We start from the raw sequence: 17,118 nt of genomic DNA, 5'->3' as shown, positions 1-17,118 counted from the left end.
GAGACCGGATCTCCTGCGTCACCCTCACCTGACCTACCCTTCTACACCTGCCCTTCTGCTACCTGCTCCGGATAACGGATACGCAGCTGATCAATCAAACTCTGGCACTTTTCCACCTGGGCTTCCATGTTTGGCAGTGCCTCAAGGGCTGTTTTGAGCAAGACCCCGGACTCGACCAATCGATCATACTCAGGGAATGCTTTATGCATCCCGTTCAACAGCCTGACCGCCGCTTTGGCATCACCGCCTTCAAGGCTCAAACGCGCCAGGCTCAGCCTTAATGCAGGAGTCCCTGGTACATACTCGGGCAGGATACGGACCAATCTGCGATAGTTACGCAACATGGGTATCCCCTGATCAAATTTGAGTAACAGGCTCAGGTGCTTGTCGGCCATACCCATGAGGGCCTGGCGATCTTCCAGCTGGCATAGCAGGTCAAAATACCGCTGCCACAAGGCAGGAATCGTCGGTGACTGCTTGATGGCAGACTGCAGTAATCCCTTTGCCTGCTCATAGTCGCCCTCTTTCAGACAAATACTGACATGTGCATGGGTCACCGCTTCAGGCTCAGCGTGGTACAGCAATGTGGATTCGGCATCTTCACTGACATACCCCAGCGCATCCTGATACTGATACAACAGATATCCCATCAAGTGAAAGGCCACCATTGCGTAGTAACTGGATGCCGCCGATTGCAGAATGGCTGACAGAAACAGCAGGTCATCACCAATAACCGCCTGAATCAGGGATACCGAGCTCACCATGATAAATAGAAAGCCGACCAGAATGAGATATGGGATACCGGTCTTAAGCATGAGCCCGATACAGTTGACCGGGTTAATGGCTTCAGTGATCGAATCACTCATGGCCAGACACATCAACATGGCCGGAATGCCGATTACAAGCACCAGTGTAATCGTAATGGCCAGTGCTGAACTGACTGAAGAAGCAACAAAATTAAGAAAAATGCCGGTAATGAAGATGATGGCAAACAGCCGGATCAGGATACTTAATGAGCCACCCGCTGCTTCCTGCAGTCTCGGCGGTGTCATATCGCCAGCCGCCGTCGCTTTCAGGCACAGAAAACTGTAGTTCACCGCCAAGCCGGTGCAGAACAGCATTGCCAGAAATTTGATAAAACCGCCCAGCGGCAAGACAGCCAAAAAGGTAGTGGCAACACTCAGGCCGAAGATGAACATCATGGCATCAGCCGTCATGGGATAGCGAAACGCCTTGGGCAAGCGCCGGGCCAGGGATTCCATACTGGCCGCCGTCACCCTAATAGTCAGCGGCGATCCGCAATGAAAGCAACGTGCTTCACCGGCAATTGAGTGGTCCACACACTCCTTGCACAGGTCGATCTCGCATTGCGAACAGGTGAAATTAGGTGCTGTATCCGGGTGATACTTACATGACTCCATCATGACCCTCCCTGGTCAATTGCTGGATATAGCTTTGATATTTTGCCGCCTGACGTGGATTATTCTGGCTGGAAAACCGGGATGCCATACGCTGAAGCAGCAGTAACAGCTCCCTGGGGTCGGCTTTTTGCTGATATAGATAGTCTGTCATGCCTGCTGCGGCGGTCAGGTCGTCCAGCTTGGTAAAGCGAAAAGTCAACTGCAATTGATCCCCGGTTGGCAACATAGCGTGTGCCGATGTCTCTGCCATCCAGAGGCGGCTGAGTTGTGAAAGCTCAGTCGAGGACATGCCTTTCTGAGTCATCAATTCACGGAAGCTGTTTTCAACAGCGCTGCCCGCTTTGATTTTGTCCAGGTTGTAGCGAATTTTGGCCAATTCAAAGTCCAGACCTTCCCGCGCAACCAGATCACTTAACTGTTTACGGGCGTAATCGAACTGCAGGTTCTCAATCGCGCTATAGATATCAGCCAGTGCCTGATTCCTTGGTGAAATGCCCTGTTCCTGTTCTATATAGTCGTCGTTGATAGTGTTGCGGTTAAATGCCATCGAGAGCCCAATCAAAATGGCACCGGCCACAAAACCACCGGCATGTGCCATATAGGCCACATTGGAACCTTCCATGAAGAGGTACTGGTAGACCTCTTTACCGATATACAACGGCAGAATCATCAAGGCAGGTGCACGGAAATAACCGGCAAAGCAGAAGATCCAGTAAAAGAACTCGATACGCTTCAGCCTGAATACTGCCAGATACATCGCCATCACCCCGGATATGGCGCCCGATGCCCCAACCAGCGGCACATCACTGCCAAGATTGGTAACCACCTGGGTTACACCGGCCAGAATGCCACCCAGCAGATAGAACGTCAGAAAACGCAGATGCCCTATGGCCGCTTCTACGGCAAAACCACAGATTAGCAGGAAGATCATATTGCCCAGCAGATGACCCAGATCGCCATGCAGAAATTGATGGGTTATCAAAGTAGTGAAGGATACATCCGTTGCCTTCAAGCCATAGGCAAAGCTGCTGACTGACTCAAAGGTCGCCTGTATTTCCGGACGCTCATTGCGCCAGCGAGCATAAAGCTGCTCATCAAATACCTGCCGGGCTTCCCCTTGCAGCTGGTCATAGTATGTCCGGTCCATCAGCATTGCCTGAGCAAGCCAGTAGACCTGTTCGGAGTCATACGCCTGCCTGGCCCAGTCCAACTCCTCTTCACGCGAGGGCTGTGCTTCAAGGTAACGCTCGAACACCGGCCATTCATGCTCGATATAGCCGGCATTATGCATCGCCGTGACGGCGTCGTTGATTTTCTGCTCGTCATTGCTCTGGTAGAACAAGAAGACCAGCGTGTTCAAAATCAGAATACTGATCAGAACAACAGGGGTGGTGCGCCAGTCAAGACGCTTCTCGGTAGGGACAATGATCATTATGAATCAGCCTATAGTCCGTTACAGGTGAAGTATGGTTCTTTTTACAGCTCGGGTGCGTCTTGCTAGAGCTGTGCGGCCCTAACAGGCTGTCGAAAATCTATCTACGTTGCCGAATGCTTCGTTAAAAACAGTCTCAAAATGCTCATTTAGTCCACTAAACTGCGCTTTTTCGACTGTTTTTGCCTTGCCTCGACTTCCTCGATAACGTTGTTCAACAACCTGTTATGTAATCCACTCAGGGCCGCGAAATGTACTTAAAGTCCGGCCCGTGCAGCTCTTACCGCGTGCAGTTTCTTGTAGCTTTCAATCAGTTTCTGATGACGCTCCAGCCCTTCCAGCTGCATATTGGTGGGTGTCAGGCCACAAAAGGCGCGATCACCATTTATTGCACCGATGACATCATCCATGACTGCATCACCAAACATGCGCGTCAGGTTGTGCTGATAATCTTCAAACTCCAGCTCATCATCCAGCACGATTTCCAGTACTGCGCGCAACGCCTGGTAATACAGGCCGCGCTCAACGGTGTTGTCGTTGTAGGACAGGAACTCACAGACCAAATCATAGGCTTCTTCGTACTGCTGCAGCGCGAGATAGATCATGCCCTTGAGCTCACCGACACAGAGCTGGCCCCAAACGGTATTTTCGTCGAACTCAATACCGATCAGCGTTGGCACTTCGGTGTAATTGTCCAGCTCGCTTTCTTCCAGGCGCTCTACCAGATCGGCCAGCGCATCTTCATCCAGTGAGTGGATATTGAGGATGTCTTCACGGAACAACAGGGACTTGTTGGTGTTATCCCAGATCAGATCTTCGACCGGGTAAACCTCGGAATAATCCGGGACCAGAATACGACATGCAGTTGCGCCCAGGTCGTCGAATACGGCCACATACACTTCCTTGCCCAGTTGCTCGAGAATACTCATCAGGCAGGCATTTTCTTCTTCGCTGGTGCCGGAGAAGTCCCATTCATTGAACTCATAGTCAGAGCGGGCACTGAAGAAGCGCCAGGAGACCACACCGGTGGAATCGATGAAGTGCTCAACAAAATTGTTCGGCTCGGTCACCGCATGGCTGTTGAAGGTGGGCTGGGGCACATCGTTCAGGCCTTCAAAGCTGCGGCCCTGCAGCAGTTCGGTGAGACTGCGTTCCAGCGCCACTTCGAAACAGGGGTGTGCGCCAAAGGAGGCAAAGACGCCACCGGTGCGCGGGTTCATCAGCGTGACACACATAACCGGGAACTGACCGCCCAGAGAAGCATCCTTCACCAGGACCGGGAAGCCCTGCTCTTCCAGTCCCTGGATACCGGCAACGATATGCGGGTATTTATCCAGAACTGGCTGGGGCACATCCGGCAAGGCGATCTCATTTTCAATGATTTCACGCTTGACCGCACGTTCGAAAATTTCCGACAGACACTGCACCTGGGCTTCAGACAGAGTATTACCCGCACTCATGCCGTTACTGACAAAGAGGTTCTCGATCAGGTTGGACGGGAAATAGACGGTTTCACCATCCGACTGACGTGTATACGGAATGGCACAGATGCCACGATCCACACGCCCCGAGTTGGTATCGATCAGGTTGGAACCCTTCAGCTCTCCGTCCGGGTTATAGATCTCCAGACAGTATTCATCCAGCAGTCCTTCAGGGATTTCATCGTCAGGCCCGGGTTTGAACCATTTTTCCGTCGGGTAGTGAACGAATTCACTGTTGGCGATCTCTTCGCCGAAGAACTGGTCGTTGTAGAAGAAGTTACAGCTGGCACGCTCGATAAACTCGCCCAGCGCGGAACACAACGCGCTTTCCTTGCTGGCACCCTTACCATTGGTGAAACACATGGGTGAGGCAGCATCACGAATATGCAGTGACCAGACATTCGGGACAATATTGCGCCAGGAGGATACTTCGATTTTCATGCCCAGCTGTTCAATCACCCGGGTCATGTTGGCAATGGTATCTTCCAGCGGCAGATCCTTGCCCGGAATATAGGTGCGGCCATCACCTTCGGTCATGTCCGAAAACAGCAGCGCTGAGTCTTCATCCAGACTCTGGACCTTATCAATCTTGAATTCAGGGCCTTCCTGCACCACTTTCTTCACGGTACAGCGATCGATGGAGCGCAGGATGCCCTGACGGTCCTTGTCGGAAATAGTGTCAGGCAATTCCACCTGAATCTGGAAAATCTGGTTGTAGCGGTTTTCCGGGTCGACGATGTTGTTCTGTGACAGACGAATATCGTCTGTGGGAATGTCACGTGCCTTGCAGTACACCTTGACGAAGTAAGCCGCACAGAGTGCTGACGACGCCAGAAAGTAATCAAAGGGACTCGGCGCGGAGCCATCACCCTTGTAGCGGATAGGCTGGTCCGCCGTTACGGTGAAGTCATCAAATTTGGCTTCGAGTCGGAGGTTATCGAGAAAATTTACCTTGATTTCCATTGAGTCACTTTCTGGATTCGTGGGTGAAGGGTGTCGCAGGTATCTGCTTCAGGTGCAGTACAGACTCCATTAGCGGCATAAAACCACGCAATGGTTAGCCTGATAGCTGGCGACATGAACTGGCGCGAATTCTAGCATGCTTCCGGTGCCCAGGACGAAATTCTGCCCCTACCTGCCTTCATGCAGGGTGCATCCAAACTGTCATCGACATCCCCTAAAGTAGCGAGGAATACCTGCTGGTCATCGAGGTCGTTCAATGGAGCGTTCACTTTTACTCGACAGTCTTCGTATATTGGCAATAGCACTGGTGTTCATTGCCCATACAGGGCAGCTTCTGGGGCATGAAAGCGGCGCGTTCTTTGGCTGGAAGAACATCTATTTTGTCAGTCTCGGTGGCGTGGGTGTAACCCTTTTCCTGGTGTTGTCCGGTGTTCTCGCCGGTTTAGCCAGACCGGTACCATCTAAAGGTTACGCTGCTTACCTGTTTAAAAAGGTACAGCGTATCTATCCGCTGTACTGGATCTCCATTCCGCTTGCCATGTTTGGCTACGCCCTGAGCGATGGATTGCTGCAGGGCGATATGCCCGACCTCTTCCCGAATGGTGTTGCTGTGGATCTGGCTGGCAGCCTGACAGGCTTTTATGCCTGGTGGGGACTTTGGGGTGGCCCTTACAACCCGCCAAGCTGGTATATCAGCCTGATCATGAGTCTGTATATGCTGGCACCTGCCCTGGTGTATCTGCTGAATAGATGGGCACTCCCGACGTTACTGATACTCTTCTGTGTCAGTCTTGCCAGTCGCTGGTATGTCGGCCAGTGGGGGCTGCCGTTTCTGGATATATCCGTGTTAAAGCAGGTGGAAGGATGGTTATACCGTCAATACGGCTTCATGCCCGGTCGTCCGGGTGACTGGTTTCCGCCCTGTCGCCTGTTTGAGTTTGGCCTGGGCATCTATCTTGCTTTGAAGCTTCCGCATACAGCGTGGCAGTCGCTGAAACTGCCTTTGACCGGCCTGGTCCGCAAACTCAGTGATCTGTCGTTCCCGCTCTTTCTGGTGCATTACCCGTTTCTGTTTTTGGTCGAAACATTCCGTGACACGGGGATCACTGTTTCACTGGCGATCAGTCTTTACCTGGGGCTCATGTTGCTGCTGGCCGAGTGCTGCAGCCGACTCGAGGTCTGGTTGCTGGGGCAGGTACGAAAGAAGAAGCGCGTTCAGGCTGTACACGCAGAAACCTGAACACAACGGCTTTTGAATACAAAAATGCCCTGCCGAGGAGTAATACCGGCAGGGCATTTCAGTTACAGCCTGTTAATAACGCTTACGGCTGTTTGGTGGTACGAAGGTACGGCAATTTGATGTCGATATCACCAAACTTGGCTTTGGCTTCATCATCATTCAGTGACAGTGCAACAATCACGTCCTGGCCGCTCACCCAGTTTGCCGGAGTTGCGATGGGTGTCTGATAAGTTGCCTGCAGTGCATCCAGGGCACGCAGCACTTCTGCGAAGTTACGACCAACAGACATCGGGTATGTCATGGCCAGCTGCAGTTTCTTGTCCGGGCTGAAGATAAACACCACACGCACGCTGGCAGAGTCTGCGGCTGTTCGACCGTCCGCCAGGTAGGCATCTGCGGGCAGCATGTCCAGCGCCTTGGATACAGCCAGGTCATCATCAGCGATGATCGGGAATTTTGCCGGTGCACCCGAGAATTTCTCGATATCCGCTTTCCATTCTACGTGCTCGTCAACACCATCGACAGACAGGCCGATCACTTTGGTGCCACGCTTTTCCCACTCGGCCGCTAACTGGGCCACGGCACCAAATTCGGTGGTGCAGACGGGCGTAAAGTCTTTCGGGTGGCTGAACAGGATTGTCCAGCTGTCACCGATGAAATCATGCAGTTTGAAATCACCCAGATCAGTTTTCAGATCAAGATTCGGAACGGTGTCATTAATGCGAAGTGCCATCTGCTTTCTCCAATTGTCTTCCGTTGATGTGCAAGCTCGCCTGCACTGAGAACATAATCACATAAGCTTATAACTAAAGTAAATTTAAGATTTCAATCAGCGTCATAGTGATCGGATATCAACCGCACAGAAATCATGACAAACCCAGATTAGCAGAGTCTCGCCCCAACGAGTGTGAACCTGCAGATAAACCGGTTCTTATTGTCCGGGGTCATACTGCAATGCATCGACCAGTACCCGAAAGGCACGTGAATCCTGCCGGCGATGCGGGTAATAGAGAAAATACCCGGCTGAAGGTGGGCACCAGTCCTCCAGTACAGCCATGAGCCTGCCCTGCTCTTCGCGCATACACCCAGTCTTAAGGTGTGAATACTAAACACCTTGTTCACGCAGCTTCAACGTTCGAAACATCATTGCGTAGATTTCCGATACTGCCATGAGGCGGCTGTCAGCTGAGCCTTGCAAGCCCGCCCAGCATAGCGTTACAGCCTTGGTGAGAATAATGCGATAGAAAGGGCCGGTTCAGACGTACTGGCCGGCGCAAAACCCGGATGCCCAGGCCCATTGGAAGTTATGCCCGCCAAGGTGGCCGGTCACATCCAGGCATTCGCCAATGAAGTACAGGCCTGGTGCTTTCTTGGCCTCGAAGGTTTTCTGAGAAACCTCATTGGTTTCGATGCCACCCAGCGTAACCTCGGCTGTTCGGTAACCTTCAGTGCCGGAAGGTTTAAGGCGCCAGTGTTTAAACTGCCGCACTACTTCCTGTAGCCGGGCATTGCTGTACTGCCCGACTTCACCCTCAAAGCCCCAGAGTTCGCAAAGTGTCTGCGCCAGGCGTTTGGTCATGTGTTGCGCCATCAGCGTACGCAATTCAGCTTTTGGGCGTTGCTGACGCTGCTCTTTCAACCAGGCATCCAGATCCAGCTGAGGCAGGAGGTCGATTTCGATTTCGTCACCCGGCTTCCAGTAGGAAGAAATCTGCAAAATCGAAGGACCGCTTAATCCCCGGTGGGTCAGCAACAGGTTTTCCGTGAAACTCATGCCGTTGCAGGAAACTGTCACCGGCTGGGAAACCCCGGAAAGAGGCTTGAGGTGTTCAAGCAGATCCGGCTGCAGAGTAAAAGGCACCAGGGCTGCCTGCCGTGGTGTCACCTGCAGACCAAACTGTTCAGCCACCTCGTAGGCGAAGCCGGTTGCCCCGCCATTGGGAATGGACAAACCACCGGATGCAATGACTAATGATTCTGCGTCGAACTGGCCGCGCGACGTTCGGACATGATAGCCGGCTGTGCCCTGTTCTACTTCAAACACACTGGTTTCGGTCATCAACTCGGCGCCGGACCATTCACATTCAGTCAGCAGCAGCTGCAGGATCTCCTTGCTGGATTCATTACAGAACAGCTGGCCAGGTGTCTTCTCGTGGTATTCGATACCATGTCTATCTACCAATTCGACAAAGTCAGCTGCACTGAAACGACTTAGAGCCGATTTGCAGAAATGCGGGTTGGTCGAGAGAAAATTGGCGGGGGTGTTATGCAGATGGGTGAAATTGCAACGCCCGCCGCCGGACATCAGGATTTTGCGCCCGATTTTCTTGGTGTGTTCCAGCAGCAATACCTTGCGGCCCCGGTAGGCAGCGGTTGCAGCGCACATGAGCCCTGAGGCACCACCGCCTATGATAATGACATCGTACTTCACTTGGATCTCCACCGGGGTCGCCTTGATGGCTTAATCTTCGTCAGCCTGCTGAGCCTGCTCTTTTTTCTCCGCATTCAACTTGCGGATCTTGTCGGCCAGTGGGCCGCCATGACGGGTACCTCGACGGCCAGCCTGGGTATCACGTTCCTGGGCTTTCTGTGTAGCCTGGGATTTTTCATACACCGACTGGTGCTTTTTACGCTGCTCTTTCGCTTTCTTACGACGACTTTCCTTGCTGGTCGGGTCAGCCAGGAGCTCCTGTTTCTTGGGCTTGCGCTCCAGCACCGTCATGCGAGCGCTGTCTTTACGAGATTTCTTGTTACGACTCATGCTTGTTTTCCTCTGCCTCTCGGGCTGCCTCTGCGGCTGCTTCTGCAGCTGCGATCTCGGCTTCAATACGTTTACGTTCCCACTCGTCCACCGTTTCAAAGGTGATACGACCCAGCTTGCCAGCCCGCAACTCTGTCAGCAGGATGCCGGAAGCCTTGTTCAAATCGACGATGCCGCCCGGACGAAGACAGCCGCGTTTACGGCCCAGCGCATCCAGCATGCTGTCCCTGTCTTCCGGCAAGGCTTTGAGCTTGTAGCGTTCCATCACGCGCTCTGGATAATCCTCCAGCAGGAAACCCGCGGCATAGGTTGCCACCATTTCATGCTCGATGGCCGTGTCTTTAATCGCACCACTGGCTGCCAGTCTGTAACCTGAATCCGGGTCTTCTATCTTCGGCCAGAGAATCCCCGGCGTATCAGACAAGGCCATGCCGTTGTGAACGCTGTATCGTTTCTGCGCCTTTGTCACCGCCGGTTCGTTACCTACCTTGGCAATCTTGCGGCCCAGCAGTGCATTGATCAGGGTGGATTTGCCCACATTGGGAATACCCATGATCATGGCACGTACCGGACGTTCCTGACGTACCCGCGCCGGCACCATCTTCTTGCACAGTTCGGGAATCTGTTTGATCTGTTTTTTCTGCTGGGTATCCAGAGCCACGGCCTGGGTGTTTTCACGGGCATTCAAGTAGTCCAGCCACTCCTGAGTTCGCACGGGGTCGGCCAGATCCTGCTTGTTCAGCAGTTTCAGCACCGGCTTGGCGCCTCTGAGTTGCTCAACCAGGGGGTTCTCGCTCGACATGGGCAGACGCGCATCCAGCACCTCAATTACCACGTCTATCTCGTCCATCACCTGCGCGATCTCTTTACGCGCCTTGTGCATATGGCCGGGGAACCAGTTGATAGAAGTCATCGTGAAGTCCAGCAATTTTCAAAACGGGGCGTTATTATAGCGCCCAGAGTGATTCAACCATACCTAAGTGTTAAAATTGGTGTGTTAACCCATCCATGTCGATCAATTCGAGGATACGAATGGAAGCCTCTTCTGAGCAAAGCCAGGCGATGCTGGCGCGCCAGCCCATCTTTGACCACCAGCAACGTGTCATTGCCTATGAGGTGCTGTACGGCGCCGACCACCACCTTGATGCCATGGCTCAGGCCAACCCTGAAGCAGAGTCCAGCTCCGAGCTGCTGCTGCATGCCTATACCAGCATCTCGGACCAGGGTGAGGTCAAACGCGTACCGGCCTTTATCCAGGTCAGCCCGCGCATGATCCTCGATGGTAGCGTTCCTGCATTGCCTGCCAAACAGATTGTGCTGTGCATTCGCCTGACCGAGCCCAAGAACATGGAACTGCTCAAGGCGATCCACCAGATGGTGAAAGATGGCTATCGCTTTGCGCTGACCGATTTTGAATACAGCCCTGATTACGATACCGCACTCAAGCTGGCCAAGATCGTTAAGGTTGATGTAGCCGACAAAACCACCGAACAGCTGGTGGAACTGGCCGGACAGCTTGCACCTTATAAAACCACGTTGATGGCCAGCGACATCAGTCAGTTTGATACCCTGGAAAGTTGTATCGAGAGTGGCTATAAACTGTTTCAGGGCAGCTTCCTGAGTAAGCCCAAGGCGGTGAAAGGCCGTAACGTCAACGCCAACCAGATCGCCATGATGCAGCTGATCCAGGAGCTGCAGAAGCCCAACACCACTCCGGAGAAGCTGGAAGACCTGATCATCCGCGATCCGATCCTCACCTACAAACTGCTGCGTATCGTCAACTCTGCCGCCTACTCCCTGGTACGTCAGGTTGAATCGGTTGCCGAAGCCGTGGTATTGCTGGGCATGGAGCAGGTACGCAAATGGGCCAGCCTGATTGCCATGTCAGCCAACAGTGACAAACCTGAAGAGCTGACCCGTATCCTGCTGACCCGCGGCCACATGTGCGAAATGATCGCGGAAACCCAGAAGATGCCGAACCCGTCCAGCTTCTTCATGGTGGGCATGATGTCCGGCTTGCATGCCATGCTGGATATTGATCAGGCAACCCTCCTAGAGCAGCTGCCATTGGGTGAAGACACCAAGGCAGCCTTGGCAAAAGGTGAAGGCCCCATGGGGATCTTGCTGAACCAGGTACTGGCTTACGAGAATGGTGACTGGGACTTGTTGCCAAGTGACTTTGATATCTCGCTGTATGAAGCGGCCTATCGACACAGTCTGAAATGGACCAAAGATGCCATGCAGGCGATGTACGAATAAGTACACGCTTATCGCTTAGACAGGAAGTTCAATCAGTTAGCTTAGATTCTTAAACTGCAGACAAAAGAAAGGCACGCATCGGGCGAAGGGGTACCAGATGCGTGCAGTAACGTCCCTATGTGCTCGGCTGACCGAGCCAGCGTACGTCCTCGGTGCGCTGTTGACCTAAGTATAGACAGAGCTGAAAAATTTTCGCCCGAAAAATTGCTTATTTTTTGTACTTTATTTTTATATCTTCGATATCAGGCAATTAGAGACGAAAGCTATACTTGGCTTTAAGTAAACAGGCGGGATGTTGAAAAATAGTAGGGGTCAACCGGACGGCCGACCCCGAGCGGAAAACAGATATCAGTCTTCCGGCAGTTCCAGCTTGCGAAGTGCAACCAGCACACCGTTGTTGTCGGCATAGACGAACTCACCCGGGCGGAAGGTAACACCACCGAAGGTGACCGGTACATTCAGCTGACCCACGCCCAGTTTCTCGGTTTTCATCGGATGCGCTGCCAAGGCCTGAACACCCAGGTTGTCCAGCGCACCGATGGCGTTCACATCGCGGATGCAACCGTAAATGATGATGCCTTCCCAACCGTTCTTTTCGGCTTTCTCAGCGAGCATATCGCCCAGCATGGCACGACGCAGAGAGCCACCGCCATCAACAACCAGCACCTTGCCCTCGCCCGGCTGAGCAACCTGCTCACGTACCAGAGAGTTGTCTTCGAATGCCTTGATAGTGACGATTTCACCACCGAAGGTTTCACGGCCACCGAAGTTGGCAAACATGGGTTCTACAACCTGAACCAGCTCTTCGAAATGGTCACAGAGATCGGGCAGCAGATCTTGCATCGGACGCTCCTCGCTAAAAATGATGTTGTCAGCCGGGCATCATGGCTGATTCATGCTGCATTTGCACTACAACTTAAGTACCCGGCATTTACGTAGTTATCACCTCTATCAGGACGCTTTGAGTACGTCCAAAAGCGCTTGAGCAGGATGCGGTAACTGCTTGTCATCAAAACGTTTTACCTGCGAGCGGCAGGAATACCCCGTCGCCACCAGACGCCCCTTGTTCTCAGGCTGATTTACAATGCCACGCCAGCTAAGCTCGTAGATATCCTTGGAGCGCTGCAGGTTGTCACTCTCATGGCCAAAGGTGCCGCTCATGCCACAGCACCCTGTTGAAACCACTTCCAGCTCCTGACCAAGTGCTGCAAAGATGTTCTGCCACTGGCGCAAGGATGGTGCTGCCGAGGTTTTCTCGGTGCAGTGTGCCATCAGGCGGAATACCTGTTTACTGCCACCCTCTTCACGACTCTGGAAGCGCTCTGTTTGAGTGCTGAGCCACTCCTGAATCAGCTGTACTGGCGGCAATTCACCCTCAATCACATCCTTGTACTCCTGTCGATAAGTCAGCGTCATGGACGGATCGATACCGATCAGGGGCAGGTCTTCATCGGCAATTTGCTGCAGCATCTGCGCATTGCGCTTGGCAGCCTTGTCGAAGGCACTCATGAAGCCGTGCACATGCAGTGGCTTGCCGTTTGGCATGAAAGGTGCCAACAGCACATAGAAGCCCAAACGACTAAGCAGATCGATCACGTCCATTACCAGCCGGGTTTCGAAATAGCTGGTGAAGGCATCCTGCACAATGACGACGGTGCGTTCACGCTGGGTATCGGTCAGCCCTTCGATCACATCAGGTGTCGCCAGCTCAATACCGCGCTCATCGAGCCCCTGCTTGAGGCTGTTGGTGCAGATAACAGGGCTATCAACCATACCGCCGACACGTCGCATGAAACTGCGTACCAGCGTATTACGCATGGCCCAGTTATAAGGTGCCGGGAACCTGGAAAGTGTCGGAATCATGTATTCCAGGCTACCTACCATGTAGTCTTTCATCGGGCGCAGGTAACGTCCGTAGTAGACCTCCAGGAAACGGGCACGGAAATCGGGCACATTCACCTTGATCGGGCACTGACCAACACAGGACTTACAGGCCAGACAGCCCATCATCGCTTCGTGTACTTCATTGGAGAAGTCATATTCACCCTTGTTTTTGCCAAGGGTGTTGCGGATGCGCTTGGGCAGGTTGCGAATAAAGCCACGCTGGCGAATCTGTTCCGCTTCAGCGGTGACATCCACCCCACGATTGGCCATCAGGCGCAACCACTCACGAATCAGGGATGCACGGCCTTTCGGAGAATGGATACGCTCACGGGTCCCTTTCCAGCTCGGGCACATGGCGTCATTCGGATCGTAGTTATAGCAGGCGCCGTTGCCGTTACAGTTCATGGCCGAGTCGTACTGATCACGTACCGGCTCGCTGATCTGTCGATCATATTGACCACGGGTAGCCACCTGATCGATCTTCAGCAGTTCAGCGCCTTCAATCATGGGCGTTGCGATCTTGCCGGGGTTAAGCTGGTTGCGCGGATCGAAGCAACCCTTGATCTGCTGCAGTACCGGATACAGCGGTCCGAAAAACTCGGGGGCATATTCAGAGCGCACGCCCTTGCCGTGTTCACCCCACAGCAAGCCCTTGTACTCCTGCGTCAGGCGCACAACTTCATCGGTAACTTCACGAATCAACGTTTCCTGCTCGGGGTCTTTCATGTCGATGGCCGGACGCACATGCAATACGCCGGCATCCACATGGCCAAACATGCCATAGGCCAGGCCACGGTCATCAAGCACCTTGCGGAACGCCATAATGAAGTCAGCCAGGTTCTCAGGCGGGACAGCCGTGTCTTCAACAAATGGGATAGGACGTTTCTGGCCCTGAGCATTGCCCAGCAGACCCACAGCCTTCTTGCGCATGCCCCAGACCTTGTTGATCTCGGCCGCACCATAAACCACTGTGTAACCGAAGCTCTTGCCGGCTTCGCCGTTGACGCTTTCCAGGTGCTGGCAGAGTTTTTCTACCTTGGCACGCAGCTCGTCTTCATCATCACCGGTGTATTCCACCAAGTTGATGCCCTGAATGGCCGGGTCACCCTCTTTTTCCGGGAAGTAGTCACGTACTGTATCCCAGACGATATCCCCCATGGCCAGGTTCAGGACCTTGGAATCAATCGTTTCGACAGACGTCGGCTGCCACTCCATCAGCGCCTTGGCATCACGCAGCGATGTTTCGAAGCTGTCGTATTTTATGTTCACCAGAGCGGCATACTTGGGAATGGGCAATACATTCAGTTTGGCTTCGGCAATAAACGCCAGGGAGCCTTCTGCACCGCAGAGAATGGAGTTCAGGTTAAAGCTACCGGACTCATCACGGATGTGTGCCAGGTCGTACCCTGTCAGGCAGCGGTTGAGCTTGGGAAAGCAAGCCGCAATCTCATCCTGTTTGTTGCGTTGAATGTCATCCAGCAGACGGTGCACTTCACCGACACGGTCCGTGCGCTGCTTGTGCTCTTCCAATGTCTCGTCATCAATGGGGCCGGATTCCCACAAGGTGCCATCCAGCCAGACACTGGTCAGATCCAACACATGGTCACGGGTTTTGCCGTAGAGTACTGAGCCCTGACCACTGGCATCGGTGTTGATCATACCGCCGACAGTGGCACGGTTACTGGTAGAAAGCTCAGGTGCGAAGAACAGGCCATAGGGCTTGAGCGCCGCGTTCAACTGATCTTTGACCACTCCGCCCTGCACGCGTACCCAGCGCTCATCCGGATTGATCTCCAGAATTCGGTTCATGTGTTTGGACACATCGACAATCAGGCCATCGGTAAGCGACTGACCGTTTGTACCTGTACCGCCACCACGGGCGCTGAGTACCACGTTTTTGAAACGTGGTTCATTGGCCAGAGCCGCGATCATAATCAGATCATCGGTGTTTTTAGGATAGAGCACACCTTGGGGCAGCACCTGATAGATACTGTTATCCGTGGCGAGAACCGTACGGTTGGCGTAGTCAGGGTTGAGATCACCCTTGAAGCCCTTTTGCTTAAGCGTTTCGATAAAGTCCAGGTAAAGGCTCTGGGTGTCATCGATCTGGTCGATACGAGGGATCATGTCATTCTCCACTGCCTGCTGGCTGTACCCTCAAGCCATCAGGCGCGGGTATCTGGCTGGCACATCAATCGGCAATTGTTCAATTGCGGGTAATGATGCAAAATCCTGATTTATCATTCAAATGATTAAATTCTATTAATTAATCATTTTTAGAGATTAATAATGAGCAACATCAGTATCCGCCATGTTCAGGCATTCATAGAGGTGGCACGCAGCGGCAGCTTCACTCGTGCCGCCGAGCATCTGCACCTGACCCAATCGGCACTCACGGCCACCATTAAACAGCTTGAGCAGGATGCAGGTTTGACGCTGTTTGATCGCACAACCCGCCGCGTAGTACTCAGTGCAGAAGGTGAACACTTCATGCCGGTGGCCGAGCGCCTGGTATCAGATTTCAATGCGGCACTGGACGATCTGCGTGCACGAGCGGAATTACAGCAGGGTAAAGTGAGCATGGCCGGCTCCCCTTCTGTTGTGACTCGCCTGATGCCCGGCGCCCTGGTGGAGTTTCGCCACCATTACCCGTCCATTCAAGTTGATATCCGGGATGAAAGCGCCGGCAGCCTTGAGCAGCGGGTACTGAATAATGAAGTCGATTTTGCCATTGCCGGCAACCATTCGCAGCAGCCAGAGCTGAGTTACAGCCCGCTGCTGCGTGACCGTTATGGTCTGGTGCTGCCCTCAGACCACCCGCTGGCCCGGATGCGGCTGATAAGCTGGCAGCAATTACCGGACGACGATCTGTTACTGCTTTCGGAAGATACCGGCATACGCGCGCAGCTGCGGCGTTTCAGTCAAAGTGGCCATATTCCAATTCAATTGGATCATGTGCAGATTGAGGTCTCCAACCCGGCAGGAATGGCCGCCTTGATCAGCAAGGGGCTTGGTGTGTCCCTGCTTCCGGCCCTGGCCGCCGATACCCACTCGTTCGCGGGGGTGGCTTTTGTCCCGCTGCATGACCCCGTAGTTGAGCGCGAAATCTGCGTCATCACCCGCAAGGGACGTGCACTATCGCCTGCAGCAGCGGCGTTGCTGGACACCGCTCGGCAGCACCTGGCCAAGGTTGATCTGCCCAACTGGGTAGAAACCCTGCATGATTAAAGGTTAACCTCAATAATCCGTATCGGTCGGTACGACGTAAAGGCAATGTGTTAACGGAGGAACCATGCCGAACAAACCTATTCTATTTTTCGATGGACAATGTCCGCTCTGCCGACGTGAAATCGCTCATTATCAGCGCCTCGACAGCGAGCAGCGAGTAGACTGGCAAGACCTGTTCGATCCGGCGATACGTCTGGATCAGTGGGGCCTGGATAAACTTGACGCCATGCGGGTCATCCATGCTATCGGGCAAGACGGTCAAGTCCTTAAAGGCGTTAATGCTTTTATGGTGGTATGGCAGGAACTCCCCTACTACCGGCATCTGGCAACGGTCATCCGAACCTTTCGCCTGGAGAGTTTTTTAAACTGGGCCTATCTCAAGTTTGCCAGCAGACGCTTCAAATCACGTTGCAAAGAGGGCTGCAGTCTTCCACCGCAGCCCTGACCGG

14 protein-coding genes are annotated in these 17,118 nt (G+C 53.4%); 4 read left to right on the top strand and 10 right to left on the bottom strand.

Features of this window, described 5'->3' with window-relative positions:
- Positions 1-41: 41 nt before the first annotated feature.
- The 3 genes from O3C79_RS11175 to O3C79_RS11165 form a co-directional block, all read right to left on the bottom strand.
- A complete protein-coding gene (locus tag O3C79_RS11175) occupies positions 42-1,424 on the bottom strand; it encodes a tetratricopeptide repeat protein (RefSeq protein WP_494383168.1) in 1,383 nt (460 codons plus the stop codon).
- Positions 1,408-2,853, bottom strand: coding sequence for a rhomboid family intramembrane serine protease (locus tag O3C79_RS11170; RefSeq protein ID WP_494383167.1), 1,446 nt, complete (start codon positions 2,851-2,853; stop codon positions 1,408-1,410). The genes O3C79_RS11175 and O3C79_RS11170 overlap by 17 nt, the downstream gene beginning before the upstream one ends.
- A 257-nt stretch (positions 2,854-3,110) precedes the next feature.
- Positions 3,111-5,297 (bottom strand): OsmC domain/YcaO domain-containing protein, encoded by a 2,187-nt coding sequence (locus O3C79_RS11165; RefSeq protein WP_494383166.1) that lies wholly within the window; start codon positions 5,295-5,297, stop codon positions 3,111-3,113.
- A 256-nt stretch (positions 5,298-5,553) separates the two neighbouring features.
- On the opposite strand from O3C79_RS11165, the gene O3C79_RS11160 reads away from it, so the two are divergent.
- Positions 5,554-6,537 carry an acyltransferase family protein gene (locus tag O3C79_RS11160; protein WP_494383165.1) on the top strand — a complete coding sequence of 328 codons (984 nt, stop codon included), beginning with the start codon at positions 5,554-5,556 and terminating at the stop codon, positions 6,535-6,537.
- A gap of 82 nt (positions 6,538-6,619) precedes the next feature.
- Here the strand turns inward: O3C79_RS11160 and O3C79_RS11155 are convergent, their stop codons facing one another.
- The 5 genes from O3C79_RS11155 to ylqF all read right to left on the bottom strand — a co-directional run bounded on the left by O3C79_RS11155 (position 6,620) and on the right by ylqF (position 10,211).
- Positions 6,620-7,270: a peroxiredoxin gene (locus O3C79_RS11155; protein ID WP_010324027.1), complete on the bottom strand. Its 651-nt coding sequence runs from the start codon at positions 7,268-7,270 to the stop codon at positions 6,620-6,622.
- 198 nt (positions 7,271-7,468) lie between these two features.
- Positions 7,469-7,594: a hypothetical protein gene (locus tag O3C79_RS11150; RefSeq protein WP_494383164.1), complete on the bottom strand. Its 126-nt coding sequence runs from the start codon at positions 7,592-7,594 to the stop codon at positions 7,469-7,471.
- Positions 7,595-7,792: 198 nt separating this feature from the next.
- Positions 7,793-8,968 (bottom strand): BaiN/RdsA family NAD(P)/FAD-dependent oxidoreductase, encoded by a 1,176-nt coding sequence (locus tag O3C79_RS11145; RefSeq protein WP_494383163.1) that lies wholly within the window; start codon positions 8,966-8,968, stop codon positions 7,793-7,795.
- A 30-nt stretch (positions 8,969-8,998) separates the two neighbouring features.
- The gene (locus O3C79_RS11140) at positions 8,999-9,298 is read right to left on the bottom strand and encodes a hypothetical protein (RefSeq protein WP_494383162.1); all 300 of its coding nucleotides are present in this window, start codon (positions 9,296-9,298) and stop codon (positions 8,999-9,001) included.
- Positions 9,288-10,211, bottom strand: coding sequence for a ribosome biogenesis GTPase YlqF (gene ylqF, locus O3C79_RS11135; protein ID WP_494383161.1), 924 nt, complete (start codon positions 10,209-10,211; stop codon positions 9,288-9,290). Before ylqF ends, O3C79_RS11140 begins: the two co-directional genes overlap by 11 nt.
- Before the next feature lie 119 nt (positions 10,212-10,330).
- Here ylqF and O3C79_RS11130 point away from each other — a divergent pair, with 119 nt between their 5' ends.
- Positions 10,331-11,557, top strand: a complete 1,227-nt coding sequence (locus O3C79_RS11130; protein ID WP_494383160.1) for an EAL and HDOD domain-containing protein — start codon at positions 10,331-10,333, stop codon at positions 11,555-11,557.
- Positions 11,558-11,905: 348 nt separating this feature from the next.
- Here the strand turns inward: O3C79_RS11130 and rraA are convergent, their stop codons facing one another.
- Complete coding sequence (gene rraA / locus O3C79_RS11125) at positions 11,906-12,400, bottom strand: ribonuclease E activity regulator RraA (RefSeq protein ID WP_494383159.1); 495 nt, start codon at positions 12,398-12,400, stop codon at positions 11,906-11,908.
- Positions 12,401-12,508: 108 nt separating this feature from the next.
- Positions 12,509-15,568 (bottom strand): D-2-hydroxyglutarate dehydrogenase YdiJ, encoded by a 3,060-nt coding sequence (gene ydiJ / locus O3C79_RS11120; RefSeq protein ID WP_494383158.1) that lies wholly within the window; start codon positions 15,566-15,568, stop codon positions 12,509-12,511.
- A 162-nt stretch (positions 15,569-15,730) separates the two neighbouring features.
- Here ydiJ and O3C79_RS11115 point away from each other — a divergent pair, with 162 nt between their 5' ends.
- A complete protein-coding gene (locus O3C79_RS11115; RefSeq protein WP_494383157.1) occupies positions 15,731-16,669 on the top strand; it encodes a LysR family transcriptional regulator in 939 nt (312 codons plus the stop codon).
- Between the two features lie 64 nt (positions 16,670-16,733).
- Positions 16,734-17,114, top strand: a complete 381-nt coding sequence (locus O3C79_RS11110; protein ID WP_494383156.1) for a thiol-disulfide oxidoreductase DCC family protein — start codon at positions 16,734-16,736, stop codon at positions 17,112-17,114.
- Positions 17,115-17,118: the final 4 nt, after the last annotated feature.

The organism is Marinobacterium sp. NO-S09 (assembly GCF_059179545.1).
This window is presented reverse-complemented; position numbering and strand designations above follow the sequence as displayed.

What these genes read in the sequence shown, in the direction of transcription:
- O3C79_RS11175 (WP_494383168.1), bottom strand. Translation starts at nt 1,424, where the DNA reads ATGATGGAGTCATGTAAGTATCACCCGGATACAGCACCTAATTTCACC.
- O3C79_RS11170 (WP_494383167.1), bottom strand. Translation starts at nt 2,853, where the DNA reads ATGATCATTGTCCCTACCGAGAAGCGTCTTGACTGGCGCACCACCCCT.
- O3C79_RS11165 (WP_494383166.1), bottom strand. Translation starts at nt 5,297, where the DNA reads ATGGAAATCAAGGTAAATTTTCTCGATAACCTCCGACTCGAAGCCAAA.
- O3C79_RS11160 (WP_494383165.1), top strand. Translation starts at nt 5,554, where the DNA reads ATGGAGCGTTCACTTTTACTCGACAGTCTTCGTATATTGGCAATAGCA.
- O3C79_RS11155 (WP_010324027.1), bottom strand. Translation starts at nt 7,270, where the DNA reads ATGGCACTTCGCATTAATGACACCGTTCCGAATCTTGATCTGAAAACT.
- O3C79_RS11150 (WP_494383164.1), bottom strand. Translation starts at nt 7,594, where the DNA reads ATGGCTGTACTGGAGGACTGGTGCCCACCTTCAGCCGGGTATTTTCTC.
- O3C79_RS11140 (WP_494383162.1), bottom strand. Translation starts at nt 9,298, where the DNA reads ATGAGTCGTAACAAGAAATCTCGTAAAGACAGCGCTCGCATGACGGTG.
- ylqF (WP_494383161.1), bottom strand. Translation starts at nt 10,211, where the DNA reads ATGACTTCTATCAACTGGTTCCCCGGCCATATGCACAAGGCGCGTAAA.
- O3C79_RS11130 (WP_494383160.1), top strand. Translation starts at nt 10,331, where the DNA reads ATGGAAGCCTCTTCTGAGCAAAGCCAGGCGATGCTGGCGCGCCAGCCC.
- rraA (WP_494383159.1), bottom strand. Translation starts at nt 12,400, where the DNA reads ATGCAAGATCTGCTGCCCGATCTCTGTGACCATTTCGAAGAGCTGGTT.
- ydiJ (WP_494383158.1), bottom strand. Translation starts at nt 15,568, where the DNA reads ATGATCCCTCGTATCGACCAGATCGATGACACCCAGAGCCTTTACCTG.
- O3C79_RS11115 (WP_494383157.1), top strand. Translation starts at nt 15,731, where the DNA reads ATGAGCAACATCAGTATCCGCCATGTTCAGGCATTCATAGAGGTGGCA.
- O3C79_RS11110 (WP_494383156.1), top strand. Translation starts at nt 16,734, where the DNA reads ATGCCGAACAAACCTATTCTATTTTTCGATGGACAATGTCCGCTCTGC.